Annotated in this window: 23 protein-coding genes; 10 read left to right on the forward strand and 13 right to left on the reverse strand. The window is 39.6% G+C overall.

What is annotated here, in order from left to right:
• Window positions 1-3: 3 nt before the first annotated feature.
• The 8 genes from L4D78_RS14555 to L4D78_RS14590 form a co-directional block, all read right to left on the reverse strand.
• On the reverse strand, window positions 4-255 hold the full coding sequence (locus tag L4D78_RS14555) for a hypothetical protein (protein WP_428467592.1): 252 nt from the start codon (window positions 253-255) through the stop codon (window positions 4-6).
• Window positions 256-264: 9 nt separating this feature from the next.
• Window positions 265-1,734 (reverse strand): type II and III secretion system protein family protein, encoded by a 1,470-nt coding sequence (locus tag L4D78_RS14560; protein ID WP_428467593.1) that lies wholly within the window; start codon window positions 1,732-1,734, stop codon window positions 265-267.
• A 23-nt stretch (window positions 1,735-1,757) separates the two neighbouring features.
• Window positions 1,758-2,537, reverse strand: coding sequence for a Flp pilus assembly protein CpaB (gene cpaB / locus L4D78_RS14565; protein WP_428467594.1), 780 nt, complete (start codon window positions 2,535-2,537; stop codon window positions 1,758-1,760).
• Window positions 2,524-3,855 (reverse strand): DUF8689 domain-containing protein, encoded by a 1,332-nt coding sequence (locus tag L4D78_RS14570; RefSeq protein ID WP_428467595.1) that lies wholly within the window; start codon window positions 3,853-3,855, stop codon window positions 2,524-2,526. The genes cpaB and L4D78_RS14570 overlap by 14 nt, the downstream gene beginning before the upstream one ends.
• Window positions 3,856-3,870: 15 nt before the next feature.
• On the reverse strand, window positions 3,871-4,377 hold the full coding sequence (locus L4D78_RS14575; protein WP_428467596.1) for a prepilin peptidase: 507 nt from the start codon (window positions 4,375-4,377) through the stop codon (window positions 3,871-3,873).
• A 9-nt stretch (window positions 4,378-4,386) separates the two neighbouring features.
• Window positions 4,387-4,563 (reverse strand): Flp family type IVb pilin, encoded by a 177-nt coding sequence (locus tag L4D78_RS14580; RefSeq protein ID WP_428467597.1) that lies wholly within the window; start codon window positions 4,561-4,563, stop codon window positions 4,387-4,389.
• A 397-nt stretch (window positions 4,564-4,960) separates the two neighbouring features.
• Window positions 4,961-5,476 carry a DUF4136 domain-containing protein gene (locus tag L4D78_RS14585; RefSeq protein ID WP_428467598.1) on the reverse strand — a complete coding sequence of 172 codons (516 nt, stop codon included), beginning with the start codon at window positions 5,474-5,476 and terminating at the stop codon, window positions 4,961-4,963.
• A 59-nt stretch (window positions 5,477-5,535) separates the two neighbouring features.
• Window positions 5,536-5,736 (reverse strand): hypothetical protein, encoded by a 201-nt coding sequence (locus L4D78_RS14590; RefSeq protein ID WP_428467599.1) that lies wholly within the window; start codon window positions 5,734-5,736, stop codon window positions 5,536-5,538.
• A gap of 198 nt (window positions 5,737-5,934) precedes the next feature.
• Here L4D78_RS14590 and L4D78_RS14595 point away from each other — a divergent pair, with 198 nt between their 5' ends.
• The 5 genes from L4D78_RS14595 (at window position 5,935) to L4D78_RS14615 (ending at window position 9,773) form a co-directional block, all read left to right on the forward strand.
• The gene (locus tag L4D78_RS14595; protein WP_428460390.1) at window positions 5,935-6,423 is read left to right on the forward strand and encodes a hypothetical protein; all 489 of its coding nucleotides are present in this window, start codon (window positions 5,935-5,937) and stop codon (window positions 6,421-6,423) included.
• A gap of 110 nt (window positions 6,424-6,533) precedes the next feature.
• On the forward strand, window positions 6,534-7,349 hold the full coding sequence (locus L4D78_RS14600) for a crotonase/enoyl-CoA hydratase family protein (protein WP_428467600.1): 816 nt from the start codon (window positions 6,534-6,536) through the stop codon (window positions 7,347-7,349).
• 37 nt (window positions 7,350-7,386) lie between these two features.
• Complete coding sequence (locus tag L4D78_RS14605; protein WP_428467601.1) at window positions 7,387-7,968, forward strand: rhomboid family intramembrane serine protease; 582 nt, start codon at window positions 7,387-7,389, stop codon at window positions 7,966-7,968.
• Window positions 7,952-8,293, forward strand: coding sequence for a DUF1840 domain-containing protein (locus tag L4D78_RS14610; RefSeq protein WP_428467602.1), 342 nt, complete (start codon window positions 7,952-7,954; stop codon window positions 8,291-8,293). Before L4D78_RS14605 ends, L4D78_RS14610 begins: the two co-directional genes overlap by 17 nt.
• Before the next feature lie 58 nt (window positions 8,294-8,351).
• Window positions 8,352-9,773 carry an O-antigen ligase family protein gene (locus tag L4D78_RS14615; protein WP_428467603.1) on the forward strand — a complete coding sequence of 474 codons (1,422 nt, stop codon included), beginning with the start codon at window positions 8,352-8,354 and terminating at the stop codon, window positions 9,771-9,773.
• Here L4D78_RS14615 and L4D78_RS14620 read toward each other — a convergent pair.
• From L4D78_RS14620 to L4D78_RS14630, 3 genes are all read right to left on the reverse strand, one after another.
• Window positions 9,766-10,407, reverse strand: a complete 642-nt coding sequence (locus L4D78_RS14620) for a DJ-1/PfpI family protein (protein WP_428467604.1) — start codon at window positions 10,405-10,407, stop codon at window positions 9,766-9,768. The two genes, L4D78_RS14615 and L4D78_RS14620, sit on opposite strands and share 8 nt — an antisense overlap.
• 137 nt (window positions 10,408-10,544) lie before the next feature.
• Complete coding sequence (locus L4D78_RS14625) at window positions 10,545-11,093, reverse strand: hypothetical protein (RefSeq protein WP_428467605.1); 549 nt, start codon at window positions 11,091-11,093, stop codon at window positions 10,545-10,547.
• 161 nt (window positions 11,094-11,254) lie between these two features.
• The gene (locus L4D78_RS14630; protein ID WP_428467606.1) at window positions 11,255-12,346 is read right to left on the reverse strand and encodes an endonuclease/exonuclease/phosphatase family protein; all 1,092 of its coding nucleotides are present in this window, start codon (window positions 12,344-12,346) and stop codon (window positions 11,255-11,257) included.
• 283 nt (window positions 12,347-12,629) lie between these two features.
• Between L4D78_RS14630 and L4D78_RS14635 the strand changes: the two genes are divergently transcribed.
• A complete protein-coding gene (locus tag L4D78_RS14635; RefSeq protein ID WP_428467607.1) occupies window positions 12,630-12,971 on the forward strand; it encodes a hypothetical protein in 342 nt (113 codons plus the stop codon).
• A 114-nt stretch (window positions 12,972-13,085) separates the two neighbouring features.
• On the opposite strand, the gene L4D78_RS14640 is transcribed toward L4D78_RS14635, so the two are convergent.
• Window positions 13,086-14,354: an O-acetylhomoserine aminocarboxypropyltransferase/cysteine synthase family protein gene (locus L4D78_RS14640; protein ID WP_428467608.1), complete on the reverse strand. Its 1,269-nt coding sequence runs from the start codon at window positions 14,352-14,354 to the stop codon at window positions 13,086-13,088.
• A 210-nt stretch (window positions 14,355-14,564) separates the two neighbouring features.
• On the opposite strand from L4D78_RS14640, the gene L4D78_RS14645 reads away from it, so the two are divergent.
• From L4D78_RS14645 to L4D78_RS14655, 3 genes are all read left to right on the forward strand, one after another.
• Window positions 14,565-15,809, forward strand: coding sequence for an anaerobic sulfatase maturase (locus tag L4D78_RS14645; RefSeq protein WP_428467609.1), 1,245 nt, complete (start codon window positions 14,565-14,567; stop codon window positions 15,807-15,809).
• A 61-nt stretch (window positions 15,810-15,870) separates the two neighbouring features.
• Complete coding sequence (locus tag L4D78_RS14650) at window positions 15,871-17,361, forward strand: sulfatase family protein (protein WP_428467610.1); 1,491 nt, start codon at window positions 15,871-15,873, stop codon at window positions 17,359-17,361.
• A 26-nt stretch (window positions 17,362-17,387) separates the two neighbouring features.
• On the forward strand, window positions 17,388-17,543 hold the full coding sequence (locus tag L4D78_RS14655; protein WP_428467611.1) for a hypothetical protein: 156 nt from the start codon (window positions 17,388-17,390) through the stop codon (window positions 17,541-17,543).
• 195 nt (window positions 17,544-17,738) lie between these two features.
• On the opposite strand, the gene cspE is transcribed toward L4D78_RS14655, so the two are convergent.
• Window positions 17,739-17,951, reverse strand: a complete 213-nt coding sequence (gene cspE, locus L4D78_RS14660) for a transcription antiterminator/RNA stability regulator CspE (protein ID WP_428460402.1) — start codon at window positions 17,949-17,951, stop codon at window positions 17,739-17,741.
• Between the two features lie 578 nt (window positions 17,952-18,529).
• Here cspE and L4D78_RS14665 point away from each other — a divergent pair.
• The gene (locus L4D78_RS14665) at window positions 18,530-19,543 is read left to right on the forward strand and encodes a TRAP transporter substrate-binding protein (protein WP_428467612.1); all 1,014 of its coding nucleotides are present in this window, start codon (window positions 18,530-18,532) and stop codon (window positions 19,541-19,543) included.
• Window positions 19,544-19,626 lie beyond the last annotated feature (83 nt).

The following is a 19,626-nucleotide window of genomic DNA, read 5'->3' on the forward strand; positions in this document are numbered from 1 at the left end:
TGATTAATTGACATCAGCAATGATATTTTTGTTTTTTACTTTCTTTTGTTCAGTGCCTTTTAGTTCCCCTTTAAATGATTTACTGGCCTTTTTCCCGCTAAAGGAAGGTGAGCCTAAAGGCACTCTATTTTCAGCCAAAGGATCAACTGTCTGGAGCCTTATCATTTGGTTTAAGCTATTACCAAGAGCTGGCTCTTTAGCCACAGCATGAGAGATAAACGAAAGCGACATTAGGGTGTATATTATTATTCTCATTTTCATACCTTATAAGCTGTGACCGAATTGACCTTCAGAGCCTGCACTTGGAGTTAGGGTTGTAGTGGTTCTTGATGATGTCTGGCTATATGAATTTGTTAATTCGTCTTCTTTTAACTCGCTCATTCGACCAAGTAAGTAGAATTCCCAATCATTTGGCTCAACAAAGCTATCGGTAGGCAGCGTGATGTCTTGTTTGCGTATAGGTTTTGCAAGGCGTGGGGTAACTAAAATGACTAGCTCTGTTTCTCCTTTACGAAAAGATTGACTTCTGAATAATTGACCAATAATGGGTAAATCACCTAAACCTGGTAGCTTATCAACGACATCTGTAACGCTTTCATTCAATAATCCTGCAATACCAATAGTTTGGCCATTACCCAGTTCTACGGTGGTTTTCGCACTGCGTTTTGACAGCGATGGTACAAAAAATTGTGAATTACTTCCTGATGGTGAAACCGTTATGGCACTTTGATTGGTTATTTCACTGACTTCAATGTTTAATGCAAGGTTGATACTATCAGGGGATGACACTGTAGGGACGAATTGTAGACCTACGCCAAACTCTTTGAATTCAATGGTGACATTTTCATCATTAGGAACAGGAATTGGGAACTCACCGCCAGATAAAAACTCGGCACTTTCACCGCTTAATGCGGTTAATGTTGGCTCGGCTAAAATTTTAGCTAAACCATTTGTCTTGGCAATACTCAGCGCTGCGGAAAAAAGTGTACTTCCGCTTAAGTAGCTGGCAAAGAGACCATTATCCTCAATGCTCAGCGGGTCAGCAATAATCTCTGTAATAATAGAACCGGCATCGTTAACAGGTGGTACGACAGGAATACTAGCACCACCATTAACGCCCCCCCATGTCCAGTTACTATTGTTTCGAGCAAAAACAAAGTTAGAGTCAAATTCACGTACTAATGAGCGTTGCACTTCAGCAACAGTTACTTCAAGCATTATTTGATGGGAGCCACCGACACTCATCAGGTTAATAATCCCTAAATCTTTGCCTGTAAATGTATGAGCAATTTCTTCTGCCATAGCAATTTTGTCAGCACTAGAAACATCACCACTTAGTACTAACTTATTCTGGCTCGTGTATACGCCAATTTTCTCTTGAGGCATGAATTCGTAGAGCTTTGCTTTAAGCGCATTAAGGTCATGGGTAACTTCAACATCTAGAACTGTAATCAACTGGCCTCTAGAATCCCAAACAATGACGTTTGTTGTTCCTAACTTCTTACCAAGAACATAAATTTTATTGGATCGTAAAATTAGGATGTCGGCAACTGCAGGGTTACCAACAGAAATCTTTTTTGCACTCCCCGGAATCTCAACGAGACGGGATTTATTATGAGGGACGGCAATGCTCTGAGTGCGGGCAGCAAACGAATAAGTATTAATGCTTAAAGAGAGAAAGATACTAAATATATATAGAAATGGTTTGTATGATCTCGTTGTGAATATATCCATGCCAATAATCCCTGTTTAGTAAGCTAGATTCTAACGTTTACACGGCTAGTATCTGTTCCTTTAATGACCGTTACACTTTCAGTTGTTCGGCGATACACCCGCTTAACTTTCTCTTCTGGGTCATTAGGGTTACGTAATGAAAGCTGTAATTCACCTTTTGATTTAGCCGTAATCAAAGACTCAGCTTGTTTTGGAGTAAGCTCTAGTGTGACAGCTCTAACGATGATTGGTTTTGATTCGTCGGTACGAGCCGTTTGGTCTACAGCTAAAATTTTGATTCTCTTTAATACAGTATGTGCTCGGGATGCCTTTTTCTGTGCGTAAATGACATCGACGAAATCACCGGGCAACAAGAAGCCTGCAACACCAATAACGTCATTGACTCGAATTGACACCGCTCGCATCTTAGGTGAAATTAGAGCCGCAAGCGTTGTTCCTTCACCAGGAGAGGTTAATCTTTCTTTACGTAATAAATCACCTGCAAAAATTTCATTTTTTGCTAATTTACCAACAACATCTTCTGTTGATGAAAAACCTGAACCAGAGACAAGATCTTCAGGGTAATACTCTAGCTTTAAGTGCTTTGGCTCAAGTGGAGTACCGAGAGGTATATTTTGTAAAGCAATGACTCGAGGTACTCTCGGTTCTTGTTTTATAACTTCTACTTCAATTCTCTCTGGCTCAGTAGGCGTTGTAGCAAGTGAGGCCTGTTTTTCTTGAATCCAATTATTTGCAAGTAATAAAGCGCCAAACCCCATCAGTAGTGACAGCGTGAGCATGATTAATATTTTAGCTTTGGTCATGAGAATTAACCTCTTGCTCATCGTTTACGAAATAACACTCCCAAACGGTTTGTATTAAGTCAGAGTCAATGATGGGTTCTTGCTGATAAAAATCCACTTGATTGCTGCACATCGTGACTAGGTCACGTGGGTAGCAAGGTAAAAGTGGGACACTATTTAGAGGATGTAATTGTTCGATTATAAACGTCAATGTTTCAGCCTTGGTGGTTAAACTGTGCTTCTGGCATTCAGCATTCCAGAGAGTGCGATAGTCTTCTTTTGTAATTGGGCCGAAGTTAATTTTATAGCCAATACGCCTTAAAAAGGCATCGTCGGCAAGTTTCGCAGGGTGGATATTTGATGAAAAAACAAGAAGTTGTTCGAAGGGAATATCAAAGTGCTCGCCAGAAGTCATCGAGAGGTAATCAATTTTTTCTTCTAGCGGGATAATCCAACGGTTTAATATGGCATCAACAGATACTTTTTGGCGACCAAGGTCATCAATAAGAAGCATTCCATTATTGGCTTTCATTTGTAAAGGGGCGCGATTTACACGATCTGTAGGGTCGATTGTGACTTCAAGCATTTCAGAGGTTAGCTCACCACCAACGACGACTTCAGGGCGTTCACAGTAAACCAGCCTGTTGTCATAGCCGTCATTAAGAAGTAGTGATGTTTGAAGTGTCTGCTTAACAGGCTTATGTATGATTGGGTCAAACAGTTGAATGATTTGGTTTCCAATACAAACTGAATAAGGGATATAGACTTGTGATTTAAACAAACGGACAAGGCGACGAGAAATGAATGTTTTACCCGTACCTGGGAGCCCATAAATAAAAATGGCTCGGCCAGAATTAAGTGCTGGGCCGACTTTACCTACAATATCTTCTGGCAAAATTAAGTTATTTAAGCCCTGTCGTAAAATATCGGGTGTTATTGTTTCATCTATTGTTGATTGGCTGAGTACCAGTTTTTTGTAATGAGAAAGCGAAATGGGTGCAGGCCCAAGGTAGCCATCTCTTTGCAACTCATATTGAGTAAAGTGCCGACCTTTATCGGTTAAACCGTAGCGGATGTTGGTAGAAAATCTGCCATCAGATCGAACTTCCACTAAAGCTTCTGATTTTTGTTTTTGTAAAATTTGTTCAACAATGTTACCAGATAAACCCATTTTTTTTGAAAGGGTTACAACATCCTCGTCTGTAGATTGCGCAAGGTGCTTTAAAGTAAGGGTTTCTAATAACCTTAAGGGAATACCTGTTTGCTCAATCGATTTAGGTTTCACTGTTAATTGATTACAACTTTCATCTTTAATCAGTGAGGAGGCATTAACGTTCATAAATCACTCCTTTAATTAAAATAAATAAAACTCGCAGAACAAAGTGGCTAGAAGAATTGCTCCCCCCATGGGAACACTACTTGAAGAAATGCTACCCTTCGGTGGTGCTATGTACTCAGAATATAACAGTGCAATTTTATAACGTTGATATGTCTGCATTCCTTCTCCGTTAACCATAACGATGAGTAACGATATGATCCCAGAGAAGACAATGGAAACGGCAACTAATAATACAGCGCCTTCTATACCAGTAATAAAGCCTAGAGATGCCAGAAGTTTGGCATCTCCTGCGGCGAATACTTTCTTGTAATACAGTGCTAAACATAAAGCTAACCCAATTACAAAACCTAAACATGCATTAAGGAATGAAACATCAGTAATGTAACTAATATTAGAGGTGCTTAATGCAGTTTGAAGAATGCCAATAATAATAATGGCTAAAACAATGATATTTGGTATTTTAGCATAAATGATATCATAGAGAGCAGCATAAAATACCAATGTAATAATAGGTAAGCTCATATCTTGTACTTATGATTCTACTGCAGTTTTAATTTCACCGACAGCGGTTTCAATCGCGCCACCGAGGCCAGTAAATGCGGCTACAACACCTGCAGCAATTAAAGAACCTGCAATTGCATATTCTACTGCTGACAAGCCATCTTCCTCTTTACAGAACTCAACAATAAATGATTTTAAGTTATTCATAGTGTTACTCCTTGAATTAAAATAAATCTTGCCTTTGTGTATGCTGTTTTGTTGCCTGACAATATAAACCTAGACACTGATAAATAAATTACAAAGAAAATAAGCACTTTTCTGTGGTATTTTTTTGCCTTAAAACGCTGATGTATCTATCTGCATGATTTATAAGGATAATATTATGGCTGTGTCATTTATTAATATTGAGCATTATGTATCAAAAGTGAGAATGCATAGATATTATTACTATTCGTATTGATAGTATTTAATTTGCTCTCCTGTTATAAATGACCTACACAGGATACAGCTTACTATTATATATATTAATAGTAAGCTGTATGATGTTCTGGTGAAGAGGGAAAATATATATGGTGAGGAATATGCCATTGAATATTGGGCAGTTCTAGTGTGGCGGATAATGATTAAACATTTCACGGATCTGTTCATCAATGAACTTTCTACGTGAATCAGGGGACATAGTTTCGGTCAACTTACGTTGTGAGACCGAGCGCCATACAATTTGATTAGTATCGTTCTCTATAAGCTCTACCACTAACTTGCCGTAGCGATATTCTTTATATTGTCTTGGTGCACTGTAAGCAACCCCAACATTACGGTACCCATAACCAAACCCAAAACTGGTGCCATAAGATTGAAAGTCAGACTGTTCTAGGATGGAGTGTTGCACGGTTAGATCCGCATCGGTTTGTACGGGCTTTAATCCTTTGGCATAAAGCTGACCAGAAATGGCATCTTCAACACGGGCTGCGTCAAGGCTAAGCGCATGATCTTTCGTTGAGCTGGCAAACTGGTAGGTCTTAAATACTGCATAATTTGTAGCACTGTTATAATCTGTGGCAACGTCTGACGTGCAACCCGCCAGTAGTAGTACTCCAAGAAAGAGTTTGCAACGTTTCATACTGCACCCTAAAAGCAACTTTGACGTTGAAAGTATAGTAAACAAGAATCTGGCGTATTTTAGTTCTTAATCGAGAAAATATACCCATCATTAAACTCTATCTCGATAGTATCCTTAGTCACGGCTAGCTTATCAGTGACGGTGTCACAATGAGGGAACTGACAATAAATTGAATAGTGCCGATGTAGCCCATTTTCGACAAATGCCTCTAAAATATCCGTTGTATCGGCTATCAGCAGTTTAGGGTGATTGTCTATCATAGCTCGCTAAATTTTCTTTAATGTTTGTTAAAAGGGTAGTTCAGTGTTCATGTAACCGTATTAAAAAATAATGCAGAATAAAACACTACATGTCGTCTCCATAAGAAAAGTATATTTATTAATCGCTAGTTACCTAGCAACAGCGACTTGGGTATATGCTTATAAGTATCTTGGTGTAAAAACGGTAAGGTAAATGTGATGAGAAAACCTCGGTTAGTCGTCGTTTTAATAGCCCTGCTCAGCTCATCGTGTATTAGTGACTTATATTCGAAACCGACACCTGATACCAATAATGATATCTCCAGCTTGTCAGAGTCTTATGTAAAGGCAACCCGTGGCGGTATCTTCGATTTAACAGCTGTCATCCCTGGCAAAGTATTTCACCCACGAGATGGCTATATCAGCTACGAACGTCTTTGGTGTATTGATGAAGAAAAAGGCTCTGTGGCTGAATACCTTGAATTTATTGACACACTTTGTGAAAAGAAGAGTGGAGAGATGAAAGGGGAATGGTGCGTTTCAACGAATCATCAATTACCACTATTTAGTGCGACAATTGAACAAAATGGTACCACTTGTACTGGTGGCGATCGAACAACGATTATTCACACGTTAGAACCTATTTCGTCATCGACATCTTCTGAATGGCAGCTCACAGCAGAAGCATTTGGTTATAAAAAACAGTAGTTTTACACCGTTTAAGAATATTGTTTGTTGCAACTTCTTTGCTATTACGACTTTGTTGTTTTTGTGTTAACGTTAGTTGTTGATACTGGACAGACCAGAGGATTGGTGAGATGGATAAGATGGAATGGAAAAGATTAAAGGTAGAAAATGAGTCGGGTATTGTGACTGTTACACTAAACAGGCCCGAGAAAATGAATGCGCTTGATATGGATTTGTTTCAAGAACTTGATGTAGTGAGTAAACAGCTTAAGCAACAGAAAGGTGTACGTGCTGTGATTGTGAATGGTGCAGGGGGCAACTTTAGCAGCGGATTAGATGTTAAAAGCATGGTGACATCGAAGAAGAAAGCAATGTCACTATTAGCAAAGTGGTTACCGGGCAATGCTAACTTAGCGCAGCGTGTATCTAAGAATTGGCGAGAGCTACCTTTTCCTGTTATTGCGGTTATTGAAGGTAAATGTTACGGCGGTGGTATGCAAATTGCGCTCGGTGCGGATTTTCGCTTTGTGACACCAGATTGTGAGCTTTCCATTATGGAAATTCGTTGGGGGCTTGTGCCTGATATGGCAGGGTTATTATCGCTGCGTGAAGTCGTATCAAAAGATGTAGCGCTAAAGCTAACCATGAGTGGTGATATAGTTTCAGGAAATGCGGCAAAGACGTTGTCATTGGTGACAGAGGTCAGTCACAATCCTATGCAAGACGCGAAAGCATTTTGTCAGAAGTTGTCAAATGGCTCACCTGATGCGCTAGCTGCTATAAAGAAAACAACTAATCGTTGCTGGAACCGCTCTGAACGCTATTTATTTGCGCACGAGACATACAGCCAAATTCGTTTATTACTTGGTCGTAATTTTGCTATTGCGGGAAAACGGCAAAGAAATAAATCAGAAGTGGATTATCAAGACCGCCAGTCATTTTGGTAATTTACTCGCAGTGACTGCTTAATCACGGGAGAGGGTTTTGAATCAAAAAGATAAAGATGTCTTGAAGTTCCTAACTGTCATTGTTGTGCTGTGTATTATAGTGCATATTTTTAATGTGATGATGTCAGGCACTTTGTCTCGCTATGGCTTGTTTCCACGCCAGTATACTCATGCTTTTGGTTTGGTAACTTATCCCTATATCCATGGCTCATGGGCCCATTTGATCAGTAATATTGTTTCTTTCTCAGTACTTGCTTTTCTTACTTCACGGTCAGGCCTATCCCGTTTAATTGCTGTCTATATGATCTGTTGGGTAGGCAGTGGCATAGGCGTTTGGCTGTTTGGTAGGCCGCATTATCATGTTGGTTTAAGTGGTATTATATATGGGATATGGGCTTACCTACTGACTTATGCTGTGATGTATCGCAGTATTAAATCTATTGTCATTGCGGTTTTAGTGATGTTCATTTATGGCTCAATGGTATGGGGGTTCATTCCTGTCAATCAATGGGTCAGTTATGAAAGCCATTTGTTTGGTGCAATATCTGGTATGTTGGCAGGGTACATTTTTGCGAAGCGAGATAAGAAGAAAAGGATGAATCATGTTAGTAACATTTAAATGTAAAGCGAGTGGCAATATTATGATGTTTGGTGATGTTGCAAAACAAATGCTACAGATGATGGGGTATTGTGAAAATATTCCGGGCGCAATCGATGCTGATGATGTTACTGGTGCGCTTAACAAATTGAAGGCAGCATTAAGCAAAATTCAAGAGCTTGAATTGAAAGCTGAACAAAATGCAAAGCAAGACATAGATATCGATGATCTTAATACTATAGATGTTGAGCCTGTTGTGAATTTAGTCCGTCGAGCCTATCCACTTATCGAAATGCTTGAATCGGCAAAAAAAGAAAACTGTCATGTGATGTGGGATAAAGATTAGTTTAACCTCTTCATATCATCTATCCTTCATTAGAGAACACTACTCATGGAGGAGTTTGATGATATCTTCATTTAAATATTCAAAGTTAATTCTTATTATTTCTCTATTGGGTGTTGCCTTTTTTAGCTTGAATTTTTTCAGACTAAGCTATGACACAAGACTAATCTATGACTCTAAGAGAGTATTTGTGTGTGGGTTGTTAATAGTAACGTCGTTGTTATTGATTGCTTTACCGACATTACGTATCACTCTTAGATATAGGCTTCAAACCATAGAGCCGACCGTAAGAAGTTTATTCGTTATAATGCTGGTATCAGCACTTATTGCGAATTTTACTGGATTGTATTTTTTTCGAGCTCAAACTGATTTTTTTTACTTTATTGGTTTATTGTTTCTTTGTGTGTTGCTATCAATATCTGCATCTAGCAATAGAGTCCGTATTTATAATTATTTTATTATTTTAAGTTTGTTTCTTTTTGTATCTGTTATGATTGGCCATTGGTTAAACTTGTACATAGGAAAAGAGCCTACAATTCACAGTGTATTAAGTTACGTAAATCCAAGAATGCTTAATCAAGTTCAAATTTGGTTGATCGTACCAGTATTTTATTTGGCTGTTATTTATAAAGGTAACAGCATGAAAAGGTTGTTTTTTCTTGGTATGACCTCTGCAAGTTTTGCTGTGTTTTTTGCAACTGATGGTAGAGGGGTATTCATTAGTGCTGTAACAGCGATAATACTATTTTCTGTTGCAGATAAACCTCTAAGAAAGAATGTTCTAATCATATTAGCGCAGAGTTTAATCTTAGGATACATGATTAACATATTGTTCCTAACGAAGCTGCCATCATATTTAATTCTTGGTGATTTTTATAATTTCGATCAGTCAATAAGACTTTCTTCCTCTGGACGATTGACGATGTGGATAGATGCCCTGAAAATGTCATCTTTTTGGGGGTATGGTGGCGATGCGTTTGTTTGTAATGCCCCGGATATAGCGGATAGGCCACACAACTCATTTATACTAACGTTATTTAATTGGGGGGCTTTCGCCTCAACGTCTTATCTACTGTTACTTTTTATAGCACTTAAAGCGGCTTTAACCACGCGTTATCGTTCAGAACGAGTTGCAATTATTTCAGTGTTAGCGGGTTTTGGGTATAGTTTGGTTTCAGGTGTATTAGATTCACCATTAAGTCAACTTATGGCCGTGATTTCCATTGCGCTGTATTGGTCTATATGGTGTCGAAATAATAAACCATTTAATAAATTGCACCATAAAAAAAATCATATCGCCACTTATGCCATTATTATGCTGTCTACTTTAGTTATTAGTTTGACTGCGAATCGAGTTATAGCGAAAGTGTCTAATGGTTACTCTCACCAGGAAACAGAAGCTCGTTTGAAACCTCAATTTTGGTTAGGCGGTAGCTGTTCAGATGAGATGCCGTATTTATTAACCGGTAGGGCAGTTAATTAACAATATGCAAAGGCGCGAATGGGTCTTCACTAGGGTCATTTACCCAAATATATTCAGCGTTAATTGCGGCTTTTCTTGCTGATTCTTCATTAATTAATTCAGCAATCAACGCGAGTGATACATCCATTGCTGCGCTTTGTCCTGAAGATGTGAACACATGCCCATCTTTGACCCATCGTGCAACTGGAAACCAATCGATATGATGACCAAATCCTGTTACCCAGCGATATTGTTGTTTATTCGTCGTTGCAGAGCGGTGTTCTAAAACCCCTGCTTGTGCGAGTAAAGCTGCACCAGTACATATTGAACAAATATACCGTGTTGGTTTGTTCTGTCTTTTAATCCAGTTAACAAGATGCTCATTTTCGACCGCTTTCTCGATCCCATTTCCTCCAGGAACGACTAGAATGTCAAAGTCTTGAAGGGTGTAAAGGCTATCACTCACTGACAGTTTAACACCTTGTTGACTGGTAACTGGCCGTCCATGCTCAGACACAATAAGAAGACGGAAGCGATCTGGAAACATGGAAAAAAGGGCAATAGGCGCTGACACCTCGAGTAGATCGAAGTTCTCGTAGACAACAATGCAAAGGGTGTACTTTTGGGAAAAAGAAGATTGTTGGCTTTCTGGCATATTGTCTCTTGCTGTTAGTAATAAATGATACTTACAAGAATAGACGGGATAACCAGACATGCAGAATGAGTTGGCTTGTACTCTTTAATGACCCAGAGCCTTAGGCTTAAGACAGAAGCCTAAGGGGAAAACGATACCTAAAAAGGATAGCGCGCTGATATCAGCAAACTTTGATCTTCAATGTCCTTTATGCGCCACTCCGCACCTAAAGAAAAGGCTTCTCCAGCATGAAAGCGTGCGTAAACATTGAATTTAGTAAAGTCATCATCAAGATGAATGACCCCGAGGACTGCACCCGTTTCTATGCGAGGTAACACCCAAGCAGATAAGCCGATGTTAAGCTCTGAGCCGAGCCGTCCCATCGAGCGATTTTCATGTTCACTTTTAACCGATAGTATTTTGATTTGTCCGGTTACATCCGTAAATTGGTTAACAGGCGCATGGAAACCAACACCACCTTTAAGGCGCCAATCGTTATCAAAATTACTTTCAAACTCTACAATTGCATGCGCATTGGGGTGAATATGTAAGCTACCAGCAGCACCTAACCCACCAGGACTGATAGGTACGCGCGCCTCAATATAACTATAAGGAAAATTATTGGCGGAAACGACAGAGCTGAAACCTATCGTAGCAATAAAAAGGGTGCGTTTTAATTGCTTAAATGGCTGGTGGCGAGTGGTCATATACTTAGCTATCAGTTATTTATCTATTGAATTGTTAATTATGCCAAGCAAAAAAACATACTGCTATCGTTATTTTATAATTTTGTTAAATTAAGCACTTAAATGCATTTAAAAAGAAGATTAGTTCATTATTTTTTGAAGCAGTATGGATATTTGCATTGTCAGTCTCGTATTTTTAAACTGACCATTACAATTGCGTGGTCGGTACTACAACTATCATCTTTATAGCTTGGGTTAACTAAATGTTTGTCATGTAACTGGTAGTCATAAACTTCTGCGAGGCTTTCATGGTAAGTCGCGTCAAATTCACGTGATAGCAAAATATAATCGAGTACTTGTCCTTTTGCACCATAGTAAAAAGTATACGGTGCAGAAGGAAACGGTTCATTATGATTTAAATTACGCTGTAAAAGCGACCAGCTATCATTAAAGCGATAGGGGCCAAGTAATGCCTCGTTCTCTTGTGGTGATAATTGTCGTGTTGAGCCAGTTAATAGGTGTGAGAGCACGCCTGTGTGTAGATCATCATTAAAGTCGCCCATAAGGATGGCAGGGTAGCCTAGTTCAGCCTTTCTATTGATCATTGCTTGCAATAGTAGGGCAGCTTCTGTTCCACGTTGACAAGATGATGCCCATCCCCCCAGTAATTCTTGTGACAGAAGATCAAGAGCATGGGCTTGCCTAGATTTCGCAATGGGATCTGACTGATTGTTGCTTAATGTCGGTTCTACCATTGGTCGTTTAGATTTGAAATGCACAACATAACAATCACATAAACCAATGTGAGGTATTTGGATCGTGGCTCGAAGTGGTCGGCGGCTAAAATCGAATCTTTCTTGAGTTACGCTTTTTTGAGCTGCGTTAGAAGTCTCAGCTAAATCATCAATAGACACACTAGCAGCAGACTGAATTGGAAACTTTGAAGCAATAGCGACAACAGGGCTTTGATAGACATAGTCATCAACTTTTTGTGGCTTGTCTACGGTACTGAAATAAGGATAGCCAGCCTCTTGAAGGAGGTTTTTAAGCGCATCAGGGCTAAAAACCTCTTGAAAGCCAATTACATCGGGTTGGTGCTGGGCTAGGTAATCTACAATCCATGCTTTCTTTTTTTGCCATTGATCGTTGGTGTAGATATTTTCAAAATCATAGAAGGCATCTGGCGGCTCAATAAAATTACATAAATTGAATGTGGCTATTTTTATATATTGATTTGATGCTGTTTTTTCTGTTGGCGCGGATATGTGCTGCAAAATATAGCTACTCCAAAATAATGATACTCAAAGCATACAAGCACTAAGGATGGAAAGCACATTGGAGTGGTACCAACATTTGAAATCAAGCGGCTGTTTTTTCCTCACGTTACGAGCTTGAATGTGCTAACCATCTCCTCTTGCTGGCTTTTTTGGGCATTACATCAAGTTATGCATTGTAAATTGGACACTTGTGTGTGGAAACGTTGTAAAATAAAAATTGTCATACATTTAGTATACAACGTGTAGTACGACATGTTCTGAGCTGGTGTTTATAGTAAGAGTGAGTCAGGTATTGATAAATACAGGTAAAAAGAAGCTTACCAAGAGTGACTTTTATGATCTTGCTAATAAAAAGCTAGGCAATTATAGAAATAGCCAGATAGCGCATTCACGTTGCAAGCTTGAAATATTTCTTAAAGCGCATTCAGGGAAAACATTTGTTGCAGATACTGAGCTTGTAAGCATAGGCTCTGCGTGTGATTTATATTTTTATAAGGGGTTTCTCATTAAATATGATGGTATCTATTATTATACGTTAAAAATCCGTAACGAAATAAAGTATGGTGCTTTGAGCTATGTAAAAAAACATGCTGAATACGAGTCTATGAAGCAAAATTCGTAAGGTAAAAAAGCGCTATTAAGAAGATCATAGGTAGCCCGGAAGGGGAGTAAACGCGTTATGCATTATCGTGCTGCCTAATGACAGCGCGATAGTGGAATAGCATCGTCGCCTTAATTATGCATTGAGCGCTTGTTCTAAGTCTTCAATAATATCGTCAATATGTTCGATACCGACCGAGAGGCGAATCATCTCAGGGCTGACACCAGCCCGTTTCTGCTCTGGTTCACTCAGTTGGCGGTGAGTTGTTGATGCAGGGTGGCAAGCTAAGGATTTAGCATCACCGATATTAACTAACCGTTTGAATATATTGAGGCTATCATAAAACCGAACACCAGCCTCATAGCCATCTTTTAAGCCAAACGACAAGATTCCAGAAGGCTTACCGGCCATGTACTTTTCAGCGAGCGGGTAATACGGTGAATCTGATAAACCAGCATAACTTACCCAGCTAACTTTATCGTGTGCTTTTAAGTATTCTGCAACTTTTAAGGCATTCTCGGTATGCCTTTCCATTCTTAAAGGCAGTGTTTCTAAGCCTTGTAGCAACATAAAGGCATTCATTGGGGAAAGAGCTGCACCAGTATTTCGAAGGGGTACTGTGCGTGCTCTGCCTATAAATGCAGCTTCAGCAAATGCTTCGGTATACACCACACCATGGTATGACGGTTCAGGCTGGCTAAATACAGGGAAGCGCTCTTTATATTGTGCCCACGGAAATTTACCAGAATCAACAATAACGCCCCCAAGCGTTGTACCATGCCCACCAACATATTTTGTTAGGGAATGCACAACAATATCAGCACCATGAGCGATAGGCTTACATAACGCAGGTGTTGCCACTGTGTTGTCGACAATCACAGGTACTCCTTGCTGGTGGGCAAGATCTGCAATACGGGCAATATCAACAATGTTACCAGCAGGGTTACCAATAGATTCACAGTAAACTGCTTTTGTATTTTCATCGATTAAAGCAGCAAGGCTTTCTGGTTTATCATCACTGGCAAAGCGTACATCGATTCCTTGCTTAGGTAGCATATGCGCAAATAAGGTGTATGTTCCTCCATAGAGCTGAGGGGTCGATACAATGTTGTCACCAGCTTCTGCCAAGGTCATGATAGCGTAGTTTATTGCAGCACTACCGGCACTGACGACTAAACCAGCGATACCTCCCTCTAGTGCAGCCATACGTTTTTCTAATACATCATTGGTTGGGTTCATTATACGTGTATAAATATTGCCCGGTACCGCAAGGTTAAATAAATCGGCACCATGTTGGGCATCATCAAACTCATAGGCGACAGTTTGATAGATGGGGGTAGCAACGGATTTTGTTGTTGGATCAGTCTCATAGCCAAAGTGAATAGAGAGTGTTTCGTCTTTCATTTATTCTTCCTTGAGTGATAAAAAACAGTCTTGAGAGAAGTAAGTATGGCAAAGCAATTATGCAATTACTGAGGTAAAACCATCTAAATTACAAAATTTGATCTGAATGGCATAAATGACATGAATGTGTGTTTTAGGACAAATGTCCTATTTTAGCCACGTGACCTTATGAATAATGGCGAGCGTCATGTAAACAGCAGGTTATTGGTAATGTCGACGCAAACGTTTAACCCATCCGGTTGCCATGTAATGGCTAAGCCAACAGGCTCTAAATGCAACATTGATTGCACATACTGTTTTTATCTTGAGAAAGAAAAACTTTACCCCGATCGCTCTAAAGACTGGATGATGGACGACGAGACTCTTGAGCAATATGTCCAACAACATATCCAAGCTCAACGTGATAATGAGGTTGTGTTTGCTTGGCAGGGGGGTGAGCCGACATTACGAGGTCTAGCTTTCTTTAAACACGCTGTAGAATTACAAGTTCGTTTTAAAGGCGATAAAAAAATAATTAATACATTCCAAACGAATGGTTTGTTATTAAATGAAGAGTGGTGCGCTTTCTTTAAAGAGCACCAGTTTCTTATTGGTGTATCAATCGATGGTCCTGCACTTTTACATKACACTTACCGCGTAACACGATCAGGCAAGCCTACTCATAGTAAAGTTATTGCCGCCATTACATTACTTAAGAAGTTCAAAATAGAATTTAATACTCTGACGGTTGTAAGCCAAGCTAACGTCAATGCTGCTTTAGAGGTCTATCAATACCTGAAAAACCTTGGCAGCCAGCATATGCAATTTATTCCGTTAGTCGAGCGAAGAGCGGTTGAAGGCACGCAAGACGGCCTTACACTATTAAATCCAGAGCGCAAAGAAATCGCTAATTTGTGTGAATGGTCTGTGGGTTCGAAAGCATTTGGTGACTTTTTAGCCGCGATTTTTCATGAATGGGTTCGGAACGATATTGGCCAAGTATGGGTACAAATGTTTGAAAATACGTTTGCCTTAACCTGTGATCAACCCGCTCAGATCTGTGTTTTTGCACCAACATGTGGAAGCGCATTTGCTTTGGAAGCTAATGGGGATATTTATAGCTGTGATCACTATGTTTATCCAGAGTATAAATTGGGTAATATTCATCAGAGCTCAATAAAGTCGATGAATATGAGTGCTGAAAATGCACAGTTTGGCCAATCTAAAATGACGTCATTATCAAATGACTGCCAACAATGTGAATACAAATCATTGTGTAATGGTGGCTGTCCCAAACACCGATTTTCACTTTCATCTGCAGGTAAACCAGAACAAAATTATTTATGTCAGGGATACAAAACCTTCTTTTCTTATTCTGCGCCTTATATGGAATTAATGAAAAAGCTGCATCTACACGGTTATCCACCTTCAGCCATTATGGACATTATTAAAAAGAAAGAATCGCAACACCGTTAATTCCACCCTGAAAGTAAAAATGGGGGGCTTTCCCCCTTTATCTACATGGAGAAAAACGATCATGTTTAAATTGAGTGCTGTCGCTAAAGGTTGTGCTTTAGCTGCTTTGGCGTGTTCGCAAACTGTATATGCTGATGAAAAAGTAGAACATGTTCAGCCAAATATTATTGTGATCATGGCTGATGACCTTGGCCAATGGGCAACAAGCTTTCGTAACAAAGACATTATTGAAACACCAAACCTTGATTATTTAGCCGAAAACGGCGTGCGCTTTGAAAATGGTATGACGCCAGCACCTGTAAGTTCTGCTGCTCGTGCATCATTTCATACCGGTAAAATGCCATCTCAGCATGGTGTTTATGATTTCTTAGCAGAAGACCCTAAGTTTGATGCAGGTTGGCTCTATGGCGAAAAGCTACTCTCTGAGCGAATGAAAGATGAAGGCTACCGTACTGCATTGTTAGGTAAATGGCATGCGACTACCGACAGTAAAGACCCAATCAGAGGTTTTGACCGTTGGTTAAGCTATGATGCTTTAGCCGCAGGTTGGAAAAACCAGTATCTACACTCTGGTACAGTATTGTTTTCAGACGATGGTGAAAACGTAGAATATACGGGCATTCAAGCTCAGTTCTTAACTGATGAAACATTAAAATTTGTTGATCAGGACAGTGAGCAGCCATTCTTCATTAGCTTGAACTATGTAGAACCACATTTCCCTTTTGAAGGTTTACCTGAGCGTCTTGTTACTAAGTACCGTGATGTTGCACATAAAGTTGTGGCGTTTGGTGGTAACTCTGTACTTGAACATATGAGTGATTATACGCTCACACCGGATAACCATGAAGAAACATTGGCACAATATTTAGCGGCAGTTACTTTACTTGATGATCAGCTTGGTAAACTAATAGATGGCTTAGAAGGTCGTGACTTATTAGATAACACAGTGATTGCTTTTGTATCGGATCACGGCTTGCTGATGGGTCAATATGGCTTATACGGTAAAGTAAATGCTTCTTTCCCGTATAACTATTATGAAGAAACAATACGTATTCCGTTTGTTGTGTCCGGCCCCGATCACCTTGTTCGTCCAAAACAAGTACGTGGAGAGTTTGTTGATTTGATTGACTTACACGCCACAATTTTAGATATGGCAACAACCGACAAGCAGTATGATGGCAGCTATGGACCAGGCCAAACACTGATTCCGATGCTAAAAGGTGAGCGAGTTCGCGATTGGCGTGAGTATCAATTTGCAGAGCGTGGTAATTCACGCATGATCACCAATGGTCACTGGAAACTGATTCGTTATTACCCGCAAGATGCGAGTGGCAAACAACCAGAAGATCATTGGTATGATTTAAGTAACCCGATGGGTGAGCGCTTTATTTCTGAACCACCACGTGAAGAACTACGTGTTCGAATGATCAGCGATATGGATGCGTTTTTCGAGCAGTACTCAAGTGATGAGCATAATGGCTTGAAAATGTGGGAGCAGGCTTACCCTAATTTCACAACAGAAGATATTATTAAGCACGAGCGCTGGAATTAATTGTTTAACGTAAGTGGAAAATTTTAATGAAGAGTGCAAGTCGGTCGACATTACTGGCTTGCGCTTTTTTAGTCAATAACGTTGCTGTTAATCCTACCTTATCAACTAACTACTTCAATATTCCTGATGTTTTTCTTTCAATCTACCTTCAGAAAATTATGCGTGACAAGCAAAAATTTTAACTGAATTTCTTAGACCAACAATAATACGAAATGACCTCGTAAGTAAACGAGATGAGGCTAGTAACGTGATTAGTGGTTTTCAATGCAGGTAAAGAGCATCATCGGGGCTATGTTTGGTCAAACGGTTAGAAATGGCAAATTTCAGGTATAAAAAATGCCGGCCTAAGCCAGCATTTTCGAAATTAAGTTTGAGACTTATAAAGCAACTACGTTAGCTGCTTGAAGACCTTTTTGGCCTTGTTCAACTTCGAAAGAAACTTTTTGGCCTTCAGCAAGAGTTTTGAAACCCTCAGAAGCGATAGCACGGAAGTGTACGAATACGTCAGCGCCGCCGTTATCTTGAGTGATAAAACCGAAACCTTTCTCTTCGTTGAACCATTTTACGATACCAGTGCTTGAATTAGACATAAATTGCCCCTTATAGAATATGTTAATAAATAAATCGCCAAAATGCGATGTGCTAAGTGGTTGAATTATTTAATGTTACGATAAATATAAGGGAAACTCTCTGGTACAAAACGATAACGTAGATGTAGCTGAAGGTTTAACTTGTACTTGATGTTGCATTCAATAACCTCTGAACAACAGAGCGAGACGAATAATAACATCTGGTTGTTTTTTGTACAGTGTAATTTGGAATTTATTACGAAATATTTAGCTCAAGGTGTTGAGTATGGCGTAAGAATTCGCAATTAATGATTATATATCAATTGCTTATTTTTATTAAATCGCTGTTCGCATGAATGACAGGTTTTATATAGTCGTGAACTTGCCCATCACTTTCAATGATCGCGGGTATAAGTGATTTAGTAAATGATTGTCATGATAGTAGGGGCATTAGATGCACTAAATTATCAATAAATGATACGTAAGGTTTCATTTATTGATATTTATGTTTGACAGTAATTGTTTTTAAGTCATATATTTCTAGTGTTGCAATTTTGATCTCAATGTTGCTTTTTGGTTAACGTAAAGGAGTGTCACCGATGAAAACTGCTCTGTATACCCTGTCTTTGGCTGTGATGACGATGTCGATTAGCTCTACGGCAATGGCTGATTACTCAGGCCCTAAAATAAAAATGAAATTGGCTCATACCGCTCCCCCGGGTAATCATATAACGATGGCATATAAAAAATTTGCTGATTTAGTTAAAGAAAAATCAAATGGTAGAATCAAGGTCCAGCTGTTTCCAGGAGCCGTACTTGGTAGTGATCGGGTATTAGTGGAAGGAGCTCAGAGAGGGACTTTAGAAATAGGTGTTAGCTCTACACCAAATTTGGCGGGCTTTTCGTCTAGCTTTCAAGTGTTTGATTTGCCATATATTACCAGTCCTGAGCATCAAGAGAAACTGTATAAATCATTGGACAAAGGTGGCCCTCTAAATTTGTATTTTGAGAAAGTTTCCAATGATATTGCGCTACAGCCAATTATGTATGCGGAATATGGTTATCGTAATTTTGTTACGACAAGCAAACCGTTAGCTGGTCCTAGCTCTTTATCAGGGTTGAAGATGCGAACCACTGACTCACCAGTAGAAGTCGCAGTAGCGAAAGCCCTAGGAGCTAACCCTGCACCGATCGCTTGGGGGGAAGTCTATACCGCTTTGCAACAGGGAACGATTGATGCTGAGGGGAATACGTTCCCACATATGTTCGGGGCTAAGCACCATGAAAACCTGAAGTATGCGATGACATCTGCCCATAATTATGGCATGCAGGTAGCAATGGCAAATAAACAATGGTGGGATGGATTGCCAGATGAAGCGAAGGAACTCATTGAAGAAGCTTCACAAGAGGCGGTGACTTATCAACGCACAATAGCCTACCCGAAGAATGAGAAAACGGCTTTACAAGGCATGCTCGATGCCGGAGTTACTATTCATCAGGTTACTGAGCAAGAAAGGGCTGAGCTTCGTGAATTAACTAAACCCGTATTTGATAAATTTGCAGCAAATTTACCCAAAGACTTGATTAATTTGGTGCAAGAAACTCAGAAGTAAAACATACCTCTATTAAGGAATAGTTGAGTTGTTATCGCTTTTTATTTTAGAGCGATAATTTCGGGAGTCATACTCCCGTGAAA

The organism is Photobacterium minamisatsumaniensis, from assembly GCF_050336695.1.
GTDB classification, from domain to species: Bacteria; Pseudomonadota; Gammaproteobacteria; order Enterobacterales; family Vibrionaceae; genus Photobacterium; species Photobacterium minamisatsumaniensis.